The 19,018-nt window shown below is 47.8% G+C and carries 14 protein-coding genes; 6 read left to right on the plus strand and 8 right to left on the minus strand.

The window, feature by feature from the left end; genetic code table 11:
• Positions 1 to 7 precede the first annotated feature (7 nt).
• Positions 8 to 1,216: a BatD family protein gene (locus BUA34_RS06230; RefSeq protein ID WP_072827868.1), complete on the minus strand. Its 1,209-nt coding sequence runs from the start codon at positions 1,214 to 1,216 to the stop codon at positions 8 to 10.
• Positions 1,217 to 1,919: 703 nt separating this feature from the next.
• Here BUA34_RS06230 and BUA34_RS06235 point away from each other — a divergent pair.
• From BUA34_RS06235 to BUA34_RS06255, 5 genes are all read left to right on the plus strand, one after another.
• Positions 1,920 to 3,893, plus strand: a complete 1,974-nt coding sequence (locus BUA34_RS06235; RefSeq protein ID WP_072827869.1) for a 4-alpha-glucanotransferase — start codon at positions 1,920 to 1,922, stop codon at positions 3,891 to 3,893.
• On the plus strand, positions 3,874 to 5,148 hold the full coding sequence (locus tag BUA34_RS06240) for a glycoside hydrolase family 13 protein (protein ID WP_072827870.1): 1,275 nt from the start codon (positions 3,874 to 3,876) through the stop codon (positions 5,146 to 5,148). Before BUA34_RS06235 ends, BUA34_RS06240 begins: the two co-directional genes overlap by 20 nt.
• Before the next feature lie 204 nt (positions 5,149 to 5,352).
• A complete protein-coding gene (locus BUA34_RS06245; protein ID WP_072827871.1) occupies positions 5,353 to 7,983 on the plus strand; it encodes a protein translocase subunit SecDF in 2,631 nt (876 codons plus the stop codon).
• Between the two features lie 213 nt (positions 7,984 to 8,196).
• Positions 8,197 to 8,649, plus strand: coding sequence for an IS200/IS605 family transposase (gene tnpA, locus BUA34_RS06250; protein ID WP_072827872.1), 453 nt, complete (start codon positions 8,197 to 8,199; stop codon positions 8,647 to 8,649).
• A gap of 207 nt (positions 8,650 to 8,856) precedes the next feature.
• Positions 8,857 to 9,789 carry a magnesium transporter CorA family protein gene (locus BUA34_RS06255; protein ID WP_072827873.1) on the plus strand — a complete coding sequence of 311 codons (933 nt, stop codon included), beginning with the start codon at positions 8,857 to 8,859 and terminating at the stop codon, positions 9,787 to 9,789.
• Between the two features lie 117 nt (positions 9,790 to 9,906).
• Here the strand turns inward: BUA34_RS06255 and BUA34_RS06260 are convergent, their stop codons facing one another.
• The 7 genes from BUA34_RS06260 to BUA34_RS06290 all read right to left on the minus strand — a co-directional run bounded on the left by BUA34_RS06260 (position 9,907) and on the right by BUA34_RS06290 (position 17,564).
• Positions 9,907 to 10,593 carry a hypothetical protein gene (locus BUA34_RS06260; protein WP_072827874.1) on the minus strand — a complete coding sequence of 229 codons (687 nt, stop codon included), beginning with the start codon at positions 10,591 to 10,593 and terminating at the stop codon, positions 9,907 to 9,909.
• A 109-nt stretch (positions 10,594 to 10,702) separates the two neighbouring features.
• Positions 10,703 to 11,707 carry a polyprenyl synthetase family protein gene (locus BUA34_RS06265; RefSeq protein WP_072827875.1) on the minus strand — a complete coding sequence of 335 codons (1,005 nt, stop codon included), beginning with the start codon at positions 11,705 to 11,707 and terminating at the stop codon, positions 10,703 to 10,705.
• On the minus strand, positions 11,708 to 13,648 hold the full coding sequence (gene gyrB, locus BUA34_RS06270) for a DNA topoisomerase (ATP-hydrolyzing) subunit B (protein WP_072827876.1): 1,941 nt from the start codon (positions 13,646 to 13,648) through the stop codon (positions 11,708 to 11,710).
• A 19-nt stretch (positions 13,649 to 13,667) separates the two neighbouring features.
• Complete coding sequence (locus BUA34_RS06275) at positions 13,668 to 13,994, minus strand: DciA family protein (RefSeq protein ID WP_072827877.1); 327 nt, start codon at positions 13,992 to 13,994, stop codon at positions 13,668 to 13,670.
• Between the two features lie 17 nt (positions 13,995 to 14,011).
• Positions 14,012 to 14,797 carry an MlaE family ABC transporter permease gene (locus tag BUA34_RS06280; RefSeq protein WP_072827878.1) on the minus strand — a complete coding sequence of 262 codons (786 nt, stop codon included), beginning with the start codon at positions 14,795 to 14,797 and terminating at the stop codon, positions 14,012 to 14,014.
• 9 nt (positions 14,798 to 14,806) lie between these two features.
• The gene (locus tag BUA34_RS06285) at positions 14,807 to 16,591 is read right to left on the minus strand and encodes a S41 family peptidase (RefSeq protein ID WP_072827879.1); all 1,785 of its coding nucleotides are present in this window, start codon (positions 16,589 to 16,591) and stop codon (positions 14,807 to 14,809) included.
• A 121-nt stretch (positions 16,592 to 16,712) separates the two neighbouring features.
• Positions 16,713 to 17,564 carry a sigma-70 family RNA polymerase sigma factor gene (locus tag BUA34_RS06290; protein WP_072827880.1) on the minus strand — a complete coding sequence of 284 codons (852 nt, stop codon included), beginning with the start codon at positions 17,562 to 17,564 and terminating at the stop codon, positions 16,713 to 16,715.
• Between the two features lie 175 nt (positions 17,565 to 17,739).
• Between BUA34_RS06290 and BUA34_RS06295 the strand changes: the two genes are divergently transcribed.
• Positions 17,740 to 18,963, plus strand: coding sequence for a sensor histidine kinase (locus BUA34_RS06295; protein WP_072827881.1), 1,224 nt, complete (start codon positions 17,740 to 17,742; stop codon positions 18,961 to 18,963).
• Positions 18,964 to 19,018: the final 55 nt, after the last annotated feature.

A 19,018-nucleotide genomic window follows, 5' to 3' on the forward strand; every position in this document is an offset into this window, starting at 1 on the left:
TTAGATCCTATTCGACTTCGATGGTCCACGGGCCAGCAGATGCCTTTTCGTATTTTTTCTTGCTTGGATTGAACCAGGAATATGTAATGGCGGGGATTTTGAAGGTTCCCGCGTTTCTCGGGTAGAGGGCCATTTTGATGTCTTTGGTGGTAATAACTTTTGTGTCTTCGATTCTTTCGTTAATGTCTATTTCGGGGAGTTCCCAACGGAAATCGCTTAGGTCGGGGAGCTTCGGGTTTGTAATTTTTCCTATCGCGCCGTCACCGCTGATGTTGATGATTAGTGTAAGGGATTCGCCGATTTTAATTTTTGTACGGTCGAAAGAGACTTTGAATTTGTAAGAGCCGACCATTCCTGAAAAATCCGTAGGCATGCCTCTAGTCGGGAGCGGGAGAACTGTAATGGAGATGGGGGCGGTAAAGGCTTCTTTTTCGACGTGTTCCTGTGTGGTGCGGGTGCTAGTGTACGTATGGCCGTTCACTTGTTTTTCTTCTTTAACCGTCTTTGGTTCACTTTTTGAGGTGTATTTGAACTTGTAGGCCGGGATTTCGAGCGTTCCGCTTTTGTTCGGGATGAGCCACCATGCAAAAGGAATCGTTGTCAGACTTTCATGATTTCCGAAGCTTTTGCTTTCCGTTTTAAGATTGTCGTTGCGGTAAGAGGTGAAATTATTGCCGAAGTCAACACTGTCAGAACCCAAGACGCCCATGCAGTTCTCGTATGAATGCAACTCGAAGCTAATGCCGAATTGTTCGCCTTCATAAACTCTTTGCTTGCTTGATGTCATGCTTGCTTCTAAGGCTGGAGCGCTGTAAGGGCGGGATATGGTTACTTGGTATTTGTCGCTGATGATACTTTGCTTACCATTGACTTTCCAACTTAGTGACCCGAGGTCGAATTGTCCTGTTTTTTGCGGAGCTTTCACTTGGAATGTATAGATTTGTGCTGTATCGACGGTTATTCTGTGACCGGCATGAGCGGTTGTCAGAGCCTCGTATGTCATCGGCTTTTTTGCACTGTCGAGTCCAAGAAGTTTAAAGTCGTTGCGGGTTTTGAGCCTCGGTGTACTTCTATTTTTGGGCAGTTCTTTTAATGGAATTTGCAGTTGCAAATGGAATGTCTGGCCGGCTTCAATGCGGTCCTCTTTTATCGTTATCTTATGCGTTGCGTTTGCAAATGCTATTAAACCGAGACATAAAATCAAAAAACGTTTCATGTAGGCAATTTATCAAATTTCCACCCCGGAGATTTCGATATATATAGAACAATCGCAAGATTTGTGTTCTTTTGAGTCTTGAATTGTATGTTGCGGGATGTTGTCATTCCGCTTTCGCGGGCATGGCTGTCTTAAATGCACGTTTCAAAAAATTTGGCCAAATTTATATTTTTCCCCCTTGAAACGTTAGTAAAATTTTGTTAATATTGGCGCCGTCAAAAACAAGGAGTCAAAACAATGTACTGCATTCTCGCCGCCCTCTTGATTAAGAGCTTTAAGAAATACGCAAAGCGTGCTTAATCGAAAAAAGATTTTCTCTCTCCAATCAAACTGAACGCGATGCCACGGATTTCCCGTGGCTTTGCCTGTTTTATGGGGGTTGCGGAACAGTTGCTGGGGTGTCTAGGGGTGTCCATGATTCCGCTATGGACGATTTATCTAAAAAGTCGCGGAAATATATACTAAAATCCCTTGACGTGGTAGTAAAAATTTGTTAATATTGGCGCCGTCAAAAACAAGGAGTCTAAAACAATGTATTGCATTCTCGCCGCCCTCTTGATCAAAAGCTTTAAGAAGTACGCTAAGCGCGCATAACTTTTTGAAAAAAGATTAGGAATAAGAATTGGTCTCGGGTTTCCGAGCCTTTTTTTATTTGCAAATAATTTGAAAGATTCTTTTAAAAATTTGGAGTTATATTTGAAGCATGCGATATGGTGATTTAACTTCTTTCCAAACCGGCGTAGCCGTTCCTCTTTTCAGTCTTCACAGCAAACACAGCATTGGCGTTGGCGAATTTTTGGATTTGATTCCTTTTGCCCAATGGTCCAAATTTTGCGGATTTAATATCATTCAACTTTTGCCTGTAAACGATACGGGTTCTGAACCGAGTCCTTATAGCGCTCGCAGTGCGTTTGCGTTGAACCCGGTATTCATCAATGTGCAGTCTGTCGAAGGTGCTTCTGCTTTTGAACACGAAATCGAAAAGGCCCGCGCCCAGTTTGCTGGTATTGAACGTGTAGACTACTACCGCATTACCACTTGGAAGCGCTCCATTCTCCGCAAAATTTATGATTCCCGTTACGATGTCCTCAAGTCTTCGAAGAAACTGCTTGCTTGGATTGATCAAAATTCCTGGGTTAAATCGTATTGCGTTTACTGCACGCTCAAGGCGCAGAACAACGAAGCCAGTTGGAAGGATTGGAAAAAGTTCCAGAATCCCTCTGCTGCCGATGTCGACAAACTTTGGATGAAAAATTACAGGGACGTGCTGTTCCAGGCCTGGATGCAGTACACCGCCGAAGGCCAGTTTACCGCTGCCGTGAACGAAGTTTCCAAGCTCGGGCTCCGCTTGAAGGGCGATGTTCCTATCCTCATCAACGAAGACAGTGCCGATGTCTGGTTTGACCGTAAGTATTTCTCGCTTGCGGACCGCGCCGGTGCACCTCCTGACATGTTCAGCTACGGTGGCCAGAACTGGGGCTTCCCGACATACCGCTGGGACGTTCTCGAAGCCGATGACTTCGGCTGGTGGCGTCGCCGTTTAGCACAGGCAAGCAAGTTCTATCACGCCTACCGCATTGACCACGTGCTCGGATTCTTCCGCATTTGGGCCATTCCTGAATCTGAATCGACGGGTATCTTGGGCCGTTTCCAGCCGTCTATCCCGCTCACGTGGGATGTGTTGCGCAATGCGGGATTCTGCCGTGAAACGCTTGAATATTTGCGCCGTCCGAATTTCGGTGTGGACCAGTTGCGCGAATTCCTCGGCAATGAAACGGACAGGCTTATATCTCTGTATTTTGAAAATTTGCCGGGCAAGTTCGACCGCTTTGTCGTCAAGCCGGAATACTTGTCGGAACGCGCAATTCTTTCGCTTGACGAACCGCAAGAAGTCAAGGATTCCATGCTCCGCGTTTACTGGGACCGCGTGTTCATCCCGACAGGTGACGAAAATACGTACTATCCGTATTGGTACTGGTACAACCAGCCGGTGCTCTTTACACTTCCGCAGAACGAACAAGATAAGCTTCGTGAATTGATTGGGCAGAATGAACAGGCTCAGAATGCACTCTGGGAACAGAATGCAATGAAACTTTTGTCTGTACTTGCTGGCGAAACGGATATGCTTGTTTGTGCCGAAGACCTTGGTGCTGTGCCGCCTTGCGTGCCGACTGTATTGAAAAAACTCGATATCATGTCGCTCCGCATTGAACGCTGGGCACGCGATTGGAACGTGCCGTATTCTCCGTATTACAGCATGGAAGATTATCCGCGTCTCTCCGTTTGCACAACGAGCTGCCACGATACTTCGACGCTCCGCGGCTTGTGGGAAGAACCTGATTTTGACAAGGGTTTCTACTGGTCTCACGCCGGCTTGCCGGGTGTTGCTCCTGAAAAGCTCACGCCGCCTGTGGTGCACGACATTCTTTCGCATGTGTTTACTGCAAATAGTTTGTTCTGCATTCCGCCTATCCAGGACTACTTTGCGCTTTCGGCTTCGCTTTCTGATTGCGACCCGAAGGAAGAGCGTGTCAACATTCCGGGAACGGTCGGTGGCAAGAACTGGACGTATCGTACGCCGTGCAGTGTCGAGGACCTGCTCGCCAATGCGGGCTTGATTTCGGAGATTAGCAAACTTGTCGAAGAACGTAAGTCCCGTGCCCTCTGGAAGATTTAGCGCTCCCGCCTGGGTCAAGGACGCTGTTTTCTATCAGATTTTTCCGGACCGCTTTTGCCGTAGTGCAAAGTACAAGGCGGTCGGGAAGTTTGTGGATTGGGATACGCTCCCGACCCGTGAAAACATGTTCGGCGGAAACCTCGCAGGCATTTGCGAAAAGCTGAAGTACATTGCGTCTCTTGGCGTAAATGCAATTTACCTTTGCCCGATATTCAAGAGCAATTCCAACCATCGCTACCATACGGTCGATTACTTTGAAATAGACCCTGTTTTGGGGACGCTCAAGGATTTCGATAAATTGGTCAAAAGCGCGCACAAGCTTGGGCTTCGTGTGATTCTGGACGGCGTGTTCAACCATTGCTCGCGTGGTTTTTTCCAGTTCAACAGCTTGATGGAACTCGGCAAGAATTCCCCGTACGTGGATTGGTTCCATGTGCACGGCTGGCCGCTCCACGCGTATTCGGGCAAGCCCAATTACGATTGCTGGTGGGGTTACCCCGCGCTCCCGAAGTTTAATACTGATAATCCCGACGTCCGCGATTACCTATTCTCGGTGGGCGAGTACTGGATGAAGCGCGGCATTGACGGCTGGCGCCTCGATGTTCCGAACGAAATTGACGATGATAGCTTCTGGCAGGAATTCCGTCGCCGCATCAAGGCGATTAACCCGGATGCGTATATTGTCGGTGAAATTTGGGATGAGCCTTCGCGCTGGCTGCAGGGCGACCAGTTCGATGGCGTGATGAATTATCCGTTGCGCAGGGCGGTTTTGGCTTATCTTTTCGAGGAAAAGGCTATAGAACTTGACGAGTTTGCGAAACGCTTGCAAGAGGCGTTCCCTAAGAATCGTTTTGGCGTACCGATGAACTTGCTCGGAAGCCACGATACGATTCGACTTGCTTCGCTTCCATGCTCAAATTTGCAGCGGGTAAAACTTGCGCTTGCACTTTTGTTCTTTTTGCCGGGGGCTCCCTGTATATATTATGGTGACGAAATCGGTATGGTCGGAGGGAAGGATCCCGATAATCGCAGGACGTTCCCGTGGAATGCTTTTGCTGAAGGGTGCCGTAAGCCTATTTATAGTTATATAAGGGAATTGATAGAACTCCGTAACGGTTCGCCGGTTTTGCGCGATGGAACGCTCGAAATCACGTATGCTTCCGGGTGTATGAATGTTGTTCGTACCCTAGGCAAGAAGAAGATGACGCTTTCGATTTCGGCCGCCAAGCCCGATCCCATGTTTGAAATGAAGTAAACCGCGCGTTACGGGCATACAAAAACACCCGACTCTATTTTAAAGCGTAGATTGCTTCGTCATTTCATTCCTCGCAATGACGTTTTTCGGGACTTTCCAATCGTTTTTATCACTATTTTCCCTTGCAGCTTCCATCTTCCTACTTCTTACTTTTCTATCTTTGTCCCGCAACTAGTATGTTTAATGCCTTTTAAGGGATTACAAATGAATAAACATAAATTCGGTCTTCGAGAACTTGTAATTCTCGCAGTCATCATTATTTCAGCCATTTCTGTATGGCCTTCTATCCAGGTTCACACCAAGAAGGGTGAAGAACAAAAGACGTTCCTCAAGGAAAATCCGAAGATGGGCGCAAAGTCCATCAACTTCGGTTTGGATCTTGCCGGTGGTACAAGCATTACTCTTCAGATTGACCAGTCTGGCCTCAAGGATGGCGAAGATATCAAGGATATTCAGGCTCAGTCTCTCGAAATCATCCGTAACCGTGTTGACCAGTACGGTCTTTCTGAACCGCAGATTTCTCCGACCGGCGACGACCGTATTGTCGTTGAACTGGCTGGTGTGGATGACTCTACGGCAAAGTCGCTCGTGGGTTCTACGGCAAAACTTGAATTCAAGATTCTTGCTGAATCCGAAAAGTTTACGCAGGTTGTTGGCCTTATCGACCAGTACCTCACCCGTCAGACGACCGACATTATCGCTGATTCTACGGTAAGCGATTCCGCGAAGGTTGATTCTGCCAAGAAGGCTCCGGAAGCTAAGGAACAGGCTTTGTCTGACGAAGAACTTCTTGCTGGTGGCGTTGCCGCCAAGACCGAAGAAAAGAAGGATTCTGCTGCTGCTGAAGAAGCCGCTCCGGCAGACGTGGTCGGACAGTCCCTTTCTTCCTTCTTCCTCTCTTTCGGCAATGGCGGTTTCATTGCTGAAGAAAGCATCGAAAAGGTTAAGAAGCTCCTCGCCACTGAAGGTGTCCAGAAGCTCATTCCGCGCGATGTCGCATTCGCTTTCGGTAGCGGTCTCGAAAAGCTCCGCCGTGATTCCAACATCAAGGCCAAGCGTCTTTACCTCCTCAAGCGCCGTGCAGAAATGGGCGGTGACGATATCACGGATGCTCGTCCGTACCGCGTAAGCGATGGTATGAGTGCCGGTGAAGTTGCCGTGAACCTCAAGTTCGGTGGCATTGGTCCTAAGAAGTTCTCCGCTGTAACGGCCGCCAACGTTGGCAAGCAGATGGCTATCGTTCTTGATAACCAGGTCATTAGCGCTCCGGTTATCCGTGACCGTATCCCGAACGGCGAAGCTCAGATTACAGGTCTCGAAGACATGGCTGAAGCAAACCGTCTCGCTGTTGTGTTGAAGGCTGGTGCTCTCAAGGCTCCGATGCAGATCATCGAAAGCCGCAGCGTCGGTGCTACCCTCGGTGAAGAAAACATCGTCCAGGGCTTCGGTTCCGGTGCAATCGGCCTCTTGCTCTGCTTGGTGTTCATGGTTGCTTACTACCGCCTCGGTGGTTTCATCGCAAGTATCGGCGTGATGGTCAACGCTCTCGTGACTGCCGCTGTGATGTCCGTGTTCAACGCAACGCTTACTCTCCCGGGTATTGCTGGTTTCATCCTCGTTGTCGGTATGTCTCTCGACGCGAACGTGATTATTTTCGAACGTATCCGTGAAGAACTCAAGAACGGCCTCACCGCTCGTGCCGCTGTTGCTAAGGGTTACGAACGTGCATTCAGCGCCATCTTGGACTCCAACTTGACGACTGTTTTGACGGGTCTTATTTTGTACAAAATCGGTACGGGCTCGGTCAAGGGTTTCGGTCTTACGCTTACGATCGGTATCCTCACTTCTCTCTTCTGCGCTATCACGATTTCCCGTGCAATTCTCGACTGGAGACTTGCTAAGCGCGACAGAACGACGCTCTCTATTGGTTCTGGCTTCAAGGCTTTGAACAATGCTAACCTTCAGATTATGAAGAACCGTGGCAAGTTCAAGGTTCTTTCCTGGATTCTCATTATTGCAAGTATCGCATGCATCGCTGTGAAGGGCTTTGACTTTAGCATTGACTTCACGGGTGGTCAGGTCTATACAATCCAGTATCAGGATGATGCCAAGCACGAAACCGACTTGAACAAGGCTTTGAGCAAGGCTGGCATCCAGGGTGCTCGCGTTCGTTCTCTCGGTGGTACTTCTGCTAACTCTTACCAGATTAGCGTTCGCGGTGATGACACTAGCTTCGAACTTGCTATGGCTAAGGCTTTCGAAGCCGCTAACCAGAAGTGTGAAATCGTGGCTAAGGACACTGTGGGTCCGACCATCGGCAAGGAACTCCGCTTCAACGCTATCTTGTCTGTGATTCTCGCATGGCTCGGCATCGCTCTCTACGTGTGGTTCCGATTTGGTAAGCTCGGCCTTGGCTTCGGTGTTGCTGCAGTGCTCGGCCTTATTCACGATACCATCATTACGCTTGGCTTTATCTCCGCATTCAGCCTTTCCTTCGATGGTGCTTTGATCGCTTCGCTCCTCACGATGATTGGTTACTCTGTCAACGATACCATCGTGAACTTCGACCGTATCCGTGAAAATACCGCTCTCTTCGGTTCTGCTAAGTATGAACAGACCGTCAATAGCTCTTTGAACCAGTGCTTCAGCCGTACGGTGATTACCTCTCTCACGACTCTCTTCGTTTGCGTGGTCCTCGCTGTTAAGGGTGGTTCCTCCATCCGCGACTTCGGTCTCGTTCAGTGCTTCGGTATCCTTATCGGTACTTACTCTTCTGTGTGCGTCTGCTCTCCGATCGTTCTTTGGTGGAGCAAGAAGTTCAAGAAGGGTGTGTAATTTACACATGTGATATTCTGAGCCCCGGCTTAGTGCCGGGGCTTTTCTATTAATTCTTTAGGATGAAGACGATGCGAAGCATCGTCTTTAACAACCACCCGCATGCGGGTGAGATTGATGCTTCAGCACTAACGAATGGATGAAAAAGGATGTCCCCAAAATTGATAATGTTTAGTTGTTCAAGCCTACACTATCAACAGGAGACATCCCAAAATGGCAGAAAGCCTGGCGCACACGAAATACGTGTGCAAATATCATATAGTATTTACTCCTAAATATCGTCGCAAGATAATCTATCATCAATTGCGGGCCGATATACGCGAAATTATAAAAGATTTGTGCAAATGGAAAGGAGTAACTATCATAGAAGGTCATTTAATGAGTGACCACGTCCATCTTCTTCTTTCGATACCGCCTAAATATGCCGTATCAAACATTATGGGCTACTTAAAAGGCCGGTCATCGATGATGATTTTTGAACGGCATGCAAATCTGAAGTACAAGTTCGGTAACAAACACTTTTGGGCCACGGGGTACTATGTCAGTACGGTCGGATTAAATTCAGCGACTGTAGAAAAGTATATCCGTGATCAGGAGAAAGCTGACCAGATTGAAGATCGTTTAACAACCAAGGAATACGCTGACCCTTTTAAGGGTGGCCGGTAATCAGTCCACATGGCTTGAACGAAGTGAAAGCAAGCGTCCTTTAGGCGCTCGGTAGTAATAAAGCCTTCTAGGCGCAGAGCAAACCACCCCTTTTAGGGGTGGTTTGTGATTGCTATTATCTGCTTTTTTTAATGGAATTTTTTCATCTTTAGTCTTTCGTCTATCGTCTAATTTTCTATATTGCCCATGTTCGATAAAGGGGGCGGTATGCTCAAGTATTACAAAATCGAATCCGGTCGTCTCTCAGTAGCTCCGAACGAAGAAGCTGCTGACATCGTTATGATGGGTTCTTTAAGCCAGGAACAGCGCAGCATCCTTGTTAAGGAATATGAGATAACGGAACATACGATTGCCTCCGCATTTGACTCGGACGAACTTTCCCGTATCGAATACGACGATGATTTTACGACCATCGTGTTTAAAAAGCCCAAGAATTATTCTGCTGAAGATAATTTCCAATTCCGTGTGGAATCTTTTGGCATATTCATTTTCAAGGACTGGGTGCTGCTCCTTACGGACAGCGATATTCCGGTGATGGATGAACGCAAGTTCTCTAAAATCGATAGCCTGAATACATTTGTGCTCCGCGTGTTGAGCTATGCGATTGCACACTTCAACGAACACTTGAAGATTATCAACCGCATCAATGATGACTTGGAACAGCGCCTGAACACCTCGATGGAAAACAAGTACCTTCTCTCGATGTTCAGCTTGAACAAGGGCTTGATTTACTACGTGAGCGCTTTGAACAGTAACGATACGCTGTTGCGCAAGCTTCAGCTGGGCCGTAGCCTCAACTGGACCGAAGCAGAACGAGAACTTCTCGAAGATATCCAGATTGAAAACGGACAGAGCTTGCAACAGGCTAACATCTACGCCAACATTTTGACATCCATGATGGATGCCCGCGCAAGCGTGATCAACAACAACGTGAACCAGTTGATGAAAAACCTCACTATCGTGACGATTTCTATATCGCTCCCGACGTTCTTCGCCAGCTTGTTCGGTATGAACGTGAAACTCCCGTTCGGCATGAATGGCGATGCGACCGTAGGCTCCCCGGTGGCGTTTTGGATCATCATCGCAATCTGCTTCCTCTCTGTGTTTGTTTTCCTTGCTGTTTGGATGCGCAAGAAGTAGTTTTGCGCTTTGCGCATGCCCCCGAATTACTTGTAACAAGAAAACGCGACCGTTGTGGCCGCGCTTTTCGTTTGGAAGGTAATTAGTCTGTCGCTGATGAACAGCAGACTTTTTTTGTTACTTCAAAATCGGCGTTCTGGCGATGCTTCTCTTGACGAATGCCAAGACGCACTTTTCCCAGTCAGAACGGGTCATGGCGTAGGTGAAGGAACTGCGGATTTCTTCGTGACCGAAGGCTACGCGTTCGCCAGACTGGTTATAAATAGCGTAGTCTGCGTAAATCCAGAGGCCTTTCTGAACGATGGTTTCGCCTGCGAATGCCATGCTGTTTTGCCCAGGATTGACGTTTGCACCAAATGCGGCACCTGAAGAATAATAGGCTTGATTGGCGTGAGCATCTTCTCTGCGGCTAAAGAGTACATTGGAGATTGCCAAATAGTATCCATTGCCCTGTTCCATGGAGGCCGGCTTCGGGGTCTTGAATTCCGTAGTATCTACGTGGTCCGTTTCGATAATCATGCCCGTAGAGTCAACTTTCTGGTAATCCATGGCGATGGAATTCTTGATGTAGGTCTCGTAGTCTTTCTTGAGTTCGAGCTTGAACCATTCGCCAAAGTTGTCTGCATATTCTTCAATGTCATCTTTGAGGTCATCCTGATTTTCAACGACCGGCTCCGTGAAGACAACGGTAAGCTTGGTGGGCTTGTCTGTCCAGGTGGAGGCTACTGAAAATGTGGGGGCTTTCTTGGCACAGCCTGCGAAAATCATAGCGAGGGCTGCAAGCAAAAGAATTCTGAGTTTCATTCCATTTCTCCTTTTTAAAGTTTTGTTATTGCTCGAAATATAGCATAAAATAAAAAGAAAAAGCCTGCGAATCTCGCAGGCTTAACTAATTATACTTTCTGCTGTAAAGCTAATTCCCTCTATCGGACATGCTCGAGAACATGGCGAAAATTTCTTCGGTGAAATTGCTCTTGGGGAATTTGTCAGCGATGGCGAGCGCTTGTTCCAAGTGTTCCTGAGCTTCGGCTTTAGCCTTTGCAAAACTCTTTTTAGCCATCAGACGGTCTTGGATTTTTTCCGGGACGCCTTCTTCGGAAGCCTTTGCGATGAAGCCTTCCATTTCGATGCGTTCTTCAGCGGAGCAATCTTCGAAGTAGTAAAGCAACGGAAGCGTGATAAGCCCGTTCGAAAGATCGGTGAACTTGGCTTTATCCATATTCACGGAACCATAGCCATAATCGAGCAGGTCATCGATAATTTGGAAGGCGATTCCAAAATGCGTTCCCATCTTGGCACATTCATCAACCATAGGCTGGTCAAAGCCTGCCATGATGCCACCGATGCGAGCTGCTGCGTCAATGAGGGCTGCTGTTTTTCCGTCGATGATTTCGTTATAGGCTTTGCGCGAAAGGCTCATGTCTCCGCAATGGTCGAGTTCCTGAATTTCACCGATAATCAGTTTGTCGGCGGCATCCGAAATAATCAGCGGTACGTTACGAACTTTTTCGTTGATGACACAACGCATGGACTGCGAAAGCACATAGTCGCCAATGAGCACGGCTACTTGCGTGCCCCATTCGCGGTGGGCTGTTTTTTGTCCGCGGCGAACGTCTGTACCATCGATGATATCATCGTGGACGAGGCTTGCGAGGTGCAGCAGTTCTACTGCTGCACAGGCGTGAGCGACGCGGTCAATGTCTGGCTTTTGTGATCCGCAGTTGGCGAGCAGGCAAAGGAGTGTTGAACGGATGCGTTTACCCTTGCGGCTAAACAATGTCATAAGGCGGTCAGAAATCCCGGCGGGGGCATTCTTGGCCACCTGCATAATGACTTGTTCCATCTGATTCAGTTCCGTCTTTACCAAGTCACGTGCTTGGGATAAGACGGCTTTGAAGTCGGCTTTCGTCGGACTCATTTAAATATCCAAATCGTTCAAGACTTTATATGCGTTTGTTTCGATGAACTTGCGGCGCGGTTCCACGTCTTCGCCCATGAGCATGCTGAATATCTGGTCGGCAAGAACGCTATCTTCCACATGGCACTGCTTGAGGAAACGTGTTTTCGGATCCATGGTCGTTTCGTTCAACTGTTCCGGCGACATTTCGCCCAAACCTTTGAATCGAGTAATCGTGACATTCTTCTTGTCTTCGACTTCGGCCATGACTTTGTCCTTTTCGTTTTCGTCGAACAAGTAGCGTTCCTTCTGCCCAATCTTGAGTTTGTACAGAGGAGGCATGGCGAGGAAGATATGTCCTGCATCAATCAACGGACGCATGTAGCGGAAGAAGAACGTCAAGAGAAGTGTCTGGATGTGAGATCCGTCCACATCAGCATCGGTCATGATGATGATTTTGTCGTAGCGGAGCTTTTCAATCTTGAATTCCGTGCCGATGCCAGTACCGATAGCGTTCACCAGGTTCTGGATTTCTTCGGTGTCGAGCACGCGATGGAGGCTTGCCTTTTCGACGTTCAAAATCTTACCGCGGATCGGGAGGATTGCCTGGAATTCACGGCTACGGCCCATCTTTGCGGAACCACCTGCAGAGTCCCCTTCCACGATGAACATTTCGCATTCCTTCGGGTCGCGGCTGGAGCAGTCGGCGAGCTTGCCCGGAAGGCCGCCGCTTTCGAGAACGTTCTTGCGGCGGGCGAGTGTACGTGCGCGGTGGGCTGCTTCACGAGCCACGGCGGCGTTGTAAACTTTGTCCAAGATAATCTTGACGGCTGCCGGATTTTCTTGGAAGTATTCTTCGAGCTTAGCGCCGAATGCAGAAGCGACATAGCCTGCAATTTCGGAGTTGCCGAGCTTACGCTTTGTCTGGCCTTCGAACTGCGGTTGCGAAACCTTGATGGCGATAACGGCGGTAAGGCCTTCGCGAATATCGTCCGAGGTAATCTGCGCTTCTTTCTTGCCCTTCGGCATGTCTTGAGCAAACTTGCTGATAACGCGGGTGAGGGCTGTCTTGAAACCCGTCACGTGCGTACCGCCATCGTAAGTATTTACGTTGTTGACGAAGCTGAAGAAGTTTTCCTGATATCCGTCGTTGTACCACATGGCAACTTCCAAGGGGTACTGGCCGTCGGGGAGAACCAAGTGGATGGGTTCTGCAAAAAGCGGTGTGCGGTGTTCGTCAACGTAGCGGACAAATTCAGAAACACCACCGGGGAAGCAGAACGTGTCGGTCTGCTTGTGTTCCGGATCGCGTTCGTCCGTAAGCGTCAAGCGAAGGCCGCTCATGAGGAATGCGAGTTCGCGGAAACGCGTGGCGAGCGTGTCGTACACGTAAACAGTTTCCGAGAAAATCGTATCGTCTGGATAGAACTCAACGGATGTACCTGTCGTTCCGTCAGATTCTCCGATATCGACTTGCGGGCCGGTCGGAATGCCACGAGCAAATTCCTGACGAACAACTCTGCCGTTGCGGCGAACAGTAACGATAAGCTTGTTAGAAAGTGCGTTCACGCAGCTCACGCCCACGCCGTGGAGACCGGCGGAAACCTTGTATGAACTGTTGTTGAACTTACCACCGGCGTGGAGCTTTGTCATCACGACCTGGATGGTGCCCACCTTTTCCTTCGGGTGGATATCCGTCGGAATGCCACGACCGTTGTCGGTCACGCGGATGCCGTTACCCGGCAAAATGGAAATTTCGATATGGTTGCAGAAGCCAGCTAAAGCTTCGTCTACGGAGTTATCGACCACTTCCCAAACGAGGTGGTGCAAACCGCGGATATCGGTGGAACCAATGTACATTGCAGGGCGGACACGAACTGCTTCTAGACCTTCAAGAACGGTAATACTCGAACCGCTATAATCTGCTTCCGCCTTCTTAACTTCTTCTGTTTCTTCTGCCATAATTCCTCTATTAGATCCCTTATTTGGCGAATCGTATTCCTTGAATAAACGGCTTTCCCAAAAGGGAATTACACTTGTCAATAATAGCTTTTTTTTGGATGTTCAATTCGAATTTGAGCGCCGAATTAGGGACATCTAGCACCAATGTGTTTTTGTCGATTTCTGTGGGTTTGACGTGGCTTACAAGTAGGGGCCCGACCACTTCTGAGAACCGCTCGGATATCGTTTTGAAATGGATATCTTCGGAGATATGGTTCTTTGTAAGTACGCGCTCCAAAAGGACACTGATGTCCTGAAGTTTGTTCCCCGTATATCCTTCTTTGCTTGTGCGTTTTGTTAAAGACATTTGCAAGTTTTATCGTGTTAAACAAGCAGTAGTTTGGAAAGAGTGAACCCGCCAATCAAGATGCTTGTCATGCCGGCAACCACAGTTGCCTTGGTGCTCTTGCCCACGCCTTCTGCACCGCTGTGGGTAAAGAAACCGAAGAAGCAAGCGTAACTCGAAATGAAAAATCCGTAAAGTGTCGCTTTGATTAAGCCAACGACCAAATCCCAGTTCTGGTAGAACATGCGCACACCGTAGAAGAACACAGAGAACGATACTTCTTTGTAAAGGTGTGCCACTTCGTAACCGCCGACAATACCGATGAAAATGCTCAAAATGGTAAGGACCGGAAGCATGATGACCGTTGCGATAAGTCTTGGAGCAAGTAAGTATTTGTAAGGGTTAAGACCCAATACTTTGTACGCATCGAGCTGCTCTGTAACAGCCATGGTGCCCAGTTCCGAACACATCGATGCGCCGATACGGCCTGCAAGAACCATTGCCGTAAGAATTGGGCAGAGTTCTACCATCACGGATTTACCGACTGCCATTCCCACGAACATCATGGGAATCATGTCGCCAAACTGGTATGCGAGTTGCCATGACATGATGGCGCCTGTTGCAAGCGACGCTGCAAACACCACGGGAATACTTGTAATCCCGACGTGGTGCATTTGTTCAACAGTCGTGTGAAAATTGGTAAAGGCTCCGGGAATGTTCTTGAACAATTCCCAGATGAACACGAGGTAACCCACAACCTTGTTCAGGAAGCGTCGGACCGCACGTCCAAGGCCTTCGGCCATTTTGTTCAATAACGAAATCAAGTTGGACCGTTACTTCTTTGCTTTTGCGGTGTTCTTCTTAGCCTTTGGCGGTGCGCTGATAGACTTCTTGAAGAGCTGCATGTCGCTTAAGTACTTGATGGCTTCGTTCAACTGCTTGTCGCGCTTGAGCGAGAATGCTGTGCTGACGGAGTCGTTCACGAAAGCGGTGAGAAGTTCACGCTTGATGCCGTCCTTGATGTAGTCCTTATTGGCTTCGAACTGGGCATCGCGGTTATCTTCAAGAGCCTTGCGCATTTCGCTGATACGCTTCACGAGCGTAGAATCAGAAATGGTCTTTGCGCTGTCGCCCATGTAGTTCTGTTCGCGGATGATGCTCTTTTCAAGCTGATCCACGCCCACAAGCGCGTTGCTCTTGACCTTCATGAAGTTCGTGTCTTTCTTGCAGAAAGCCTTGAACTGTGTGAAGAGTGAGTCCGGTACAACCCATTCGGAGTTCATCTTGACGCCTGCTTTTTCGAGGCTCGGACGAATCTTGACTGCAAACTTGAAGTACATGGCCATACGTTCCTGCACTTGGACAACCCAAGGCATCGGATCGAGTTCCACGTCAACGTCCGGCGTAATGCCGCCGCCGCCAAACATCATACGGCCATTGTTCGTGTAGAATGTGTCACGCTTTGCGGTGTCGGCCTTTACAGAATCAGTCTTTGCAGTTTCTGATTCTTCATCAATGTCTTCTTCTTCCTGGAGCTTGAGTCCCTTGATGCCGTTTTCAGGCTTGTTGATGCAACGGCCGAAGGGGAGGTAATAGAATGCGGTGGTAAGCTTGAGCGCGTTGCCCTGATTGTCGAGCGGGAAGATTGTCTGCACGGAACCCTTACCGAAAGAAGTCTTACCGACGATGAGGGCTCGGTCCCAATCCTGAAGTGCACCGGAGACAATTTCTGCGGCACTAGCAGAACCCTGGTTCACGAGAACGACCATCGGCACGTCCGACTTGAGCATCGGATTTCTGCGGGAGGCGCTTTCTGTTTTCTGGGTGCGTCCGCGAGTACTTACAATGACATTACCCGGCTTCAAGAAAAGTTCACTGATTTCGATAGCTTGGTTCAAAAGTCCACCCGGATTGTAGCGCATATCGAGGATGAGCTTTTTCATGCCTTGCTTCTGGAGGCCACGGATAGCGTTTTCTACATCGCTTGTGGTCTTGTCGCTAAAGGTGGCAAGCTTGATATAGCCGATATCCGGAGTTACCATGCCGTAGTACGGAACAGCGTGCACGATAATTTCTGCTCTGGTGATGGTAAAGTCCATGAGGTCGGGAACGCCTTCGCGTTCAATGGCGACGGTTACGTCCGTACCGATTTTACCACGGAGCTTGTTGACGGCGTCGTCAAGTGACATGCCTTTTGTTTCTTTACCGTCGATTTTGCGGATACGGTCACCAGCGCGGATGCCGAGCTTGAATGCCGGCGTGCCGGAAAGCGGTGAAATAACCGTAAGGATGTTGTCTCGCAGGCTGATGGTAATGCCGACGCCACCGAACTTGCCTTCCATCGAAACGCGGAGGCTTTCGTAGTCCTTGGGGGCGAAAACTGTCGTGTGCGGGTCCAGAATGTTTCTGATGCCATTGATGGCAGCATCCGTAAGTTCAGTCGGATTTACGTTTTCAACGTACTTGCGGTTGACTTCGGAAAGGACCTTGTTCAATCGTGAAACTTCGTCGTAAAAATCTCCAGGAGGAGTTTTCTTGTCGGTAGCTGCGTTCGCGATGCAAAGCGCGGACAGCGTAGCTATACATACAGTGCGGAAACTAAAAAATTTGAACATCATGCGATAAAAATACAATTTCCTATAAAAAATCACCACCTTAACGGAAAAAACCGGCCATAAATAGCCGGTTTTTTTACGAAAGGAGAGAGTATGAAGTTGTTAGGAGCAATAAATCTTGATATTAGGCAGCTTCGCAGAGGAGGCGTTCGACTTCGGCATCGCGGAGCTTGTTCAGAGCGTTTTCCTTGAGCTGGCGGACGCGTTCCTTGGAGAGACCCACCATCGGAGCAATTTCCTTCAAGTTCAAGTCGGAATCCATCTTGAATCCGTAATAGAGCTTGATGATTTCCTTTTCTTGGCTGGAGAGGTTCTTGTCCATTACCTTGTTAAACACTTCTGCGCGGTTGTTTTCATTGGCGAGCTCATCGGTGCGGCTCTGAGAATCAGAAATGGTATCGCCGAGCGTTGCGTCGCCATCTTCGTTGACCGGGGCATCGAGGGAAGAAGCGGTAGAACCCATCATCAAAATCTTTTCAATTTCGTTTGCCTTGTACTTAGAAAGGCCTTCGAGATTTTGTGTGTTGATGGTGAAAGTTCCGCCAATCACTTGGTGCATATCCTTTGCATGGCGGGCAAAACGGCGCAACATCAATTCCTTTTCTGCACTGATGCGGATCATGCGACCCTTTTCAGCGAGTGCGCGGGTGATGTTCTGACGAATCCACCATACAGCGTAGCTGATAAACTTAATATTCTGGGAGCGGTCAAAGCGGCGTGCGGCTTCAATGAGACCCATGTTCCCTTCATTGATCAGTTCCATGATGTCGAGACCGCGGCCTTTGTAAAGATTTGCGATATTCACGACGAAACGGAGATTGGAGTTGACTAACATATCCAAGGCCGCTTTGTTGCCTTGTGCAGACTTCTGGAGCAATATCGTTTCCTGTTCTCTTGTCAGTAACGGGTAACGGGAAATGTCGTTAAGATATTGCATGTAGATGTCTTTTTGATCTCGATTGTTAAGGGTTTTCATGGTGACCTCCTCATTTTTACATCATCAAATTTACCTCCAGTTTGAATTCCTTGTGTCATTACTTAGAATGCTGCGTGCAAAAGTTAAATTGAGTTTTTGTTAAAAAAGTTCGTGATTTTTGTCACAGAATTGTCATGATGAGCCAAAATAGTGGTTTTTGACTAAATTTTTTAGTATGAATGACAATTCTTCTACAAATCGTACAGACAACCGCTTGGGATTTTTCCAAAGAACTCGTAACAAATTTGCCGTTTTGCAAGAAATTGGTTTTGAACGCAATGAAAATAAGCTACGGGAGCTGCTGAAAGACGAACGCGACCTAGTCCAGTTCCCGATTCCGCTCTTTTTGCCAGCGTTTTTAGTTTGGCTGTTCATGCTTTTGTTCCCATTGGTGCTTATTCTAGACCCGACAAATGCGTTTAAAATGAGCGTAAACATTAAAGGGCTTGTGGGCTTTTATTTGCCCATGCTCAGTACGGTTTTCATTTTTATTTTGAACCAAAGGTTTTTGGTGCCGCAACTTGTATTTAAAAAACGTTATGCACTTTACTTCGTGTGTAACTCGATATTGGTGGTGGCAACACTATTTTTTAGAGAAGTGGCGTTCTTTGTGATGGAACGTTCTCCCAACGAAGGCGTTGGAGACTTCTTTAGTTCCTATTGTTTCTCGTTTGTTAAAGGACATTTTGGCGTTTGGCCCGTTATATCGTTTACTATCCTAGTTGTGTTTGTTTGCGTTCTTTGCGTGTTATATCATGTGATGTTCCGCCAGATTGTGCGTGCGTTTATTTTGCGCGAACAGAAACGCTCGGAGTTGCAGTATGAACTGGATTTTTTGAAGAACCAGTTGAGTCCGCATTTTCTCTTTAATACGTTGAATAACATTTCTGCTTTAATCCAGATTGATCCGAAACGTGCTGAAAGTTCCATGAATAAACTTTCGCAACTTTTGAGAATGATGCTGTACCAAGTCAAGGACAAGTATATCACGTTACAAGAAGATGTGGATATTTTGCAAAAGTATGCGGACTTGGAAAAACTCCGTCTTGATGAAGGTTTTGACTTTGTCTTTAAAGTAGAACTTGAAAATCCGAAATTGATGATAGAACCTTTGCTGATGATGCCTTTGATGGAAAATGCGATGAAGCATTGCGTGAATCCAAATGGCAAGAGCTTTGCGCATATCACCATTACGCAGAAGAGCGATGAACTTCATTTCCATTCTGAAAATTCCAATTTCCCGAGAAAGTCGAGCCGCAAGGGAAGTGGGCTAGGACTTTCTACTTTTGAAAAGCGATTGGACTTGATATATCTGGATTCTTATGAGTATTCTGTGAATATTGTCGATGGTGCGTATATCAGTGATTTGACAATTCACTTGAAAAAAGAAAATTCATAAAAATTTAATTAACCCCTTTACACATTCAAAAAATTATTGTAGTTTAATAACCGCC

The sequence above is a fragment of the Fibrobacter sp. UWB12 genome, from assembly GCF_900142485.1.
In the GTDB taxonomy this organism is placed as follows: domain Bacteria; phylum Fibrobacterota; class Fibrobacteria; order Fibrobacterales; family Fibrobacteraceae; genus Fibrobacter.

Excerpts from the sequence above, each read along its gene's own strand:
- BUA34_RS06230 (WP_072827868.1), bottom strand. The coding sequence starts at position 1,216 with ATGAAACGTTTTTTGATTTTATGTCTCGGTTTAATAGCATTTGCAAAC.
- BUA34_RS06235 (WP_072827869.1), top strand. The coding sequence starts at position 1,920 with ATGCGATATGGTGATTTAACTTCTTTCCAAACCGGCGTAGCCGTTCCT.
- BUA34_RS06245 (WP_072827871.1), top strand. The coding sequence starts at position 5,353 with ATGAATAAACATAAATTCGGTCTTCGAGAACTTGTAATTCTCGCAGTC.
- tnpA (WP_072827872.1), top strand. The coding sequence starts at position 8,197 with ATGGCAGAAAGCCTGGCGCACACGAAATACGTGTGCAAATATCATATA.
- BUA34_RS06255 (WP_072827873.1), top strand. The coding sequence starts at position 8,857 with ATGCTCAAGTATTACAAAATCGAATCCGGTCGTCTCTCAGTAGCTCCG.
- BUA34_RS06260 (WP_072827874.1), bottom strand. The coding sequence starts at position 10,593 with ATGAAACTCAGAATTCTTTTGCTTGCAGCCCTCGCTATGATTTTCGCA.
- BUA34_RS06265 (WP_072827875.1), bottom strand. The coding sequence starts at position 11,707 with ATGAGTCCGACGAAAGCCGACTTCAAAGCCGTCTTATCCCAAGCACGT.
- gyrB (WP_072827876.1), bottom strand. The coding sequence starts at position 13,648 with ATGGCAGAAGAAACAGAAGAAGTTAAGAAGGCGGAAGCAGATTATAGC.
- BUA34_RS06275 (WP_072827877.1), bottom strand. The coding sequence starts at position 13,994 with ATGTCTTTAACAAAACGCACAAGCAAAGAAGGATATACGGGGAACAAA.
- BUA34_RS06285 (WP_072827879.1), bottom strand. The coding sequence starts at position 16,591 with ATGATGTTCAAATTTTTTAGTTTCCGCACTGTATGTATAGCTACGCTG.
- BUA34_RS06290 (WP_072827880.1), bottom strand. The coding sequence starts at position 17,564 with ATGAAAACCCTTAACAATCGAGATCAAAAAGACATCTACATGCAATAT.
- BUA34_RS06295 (WP_072827881.1), top strand. The coding sequence starts at position 17,740 with ATGAATGACAATTCTTCTACAAATCGTACAGACAACCGCTTGGGATTT.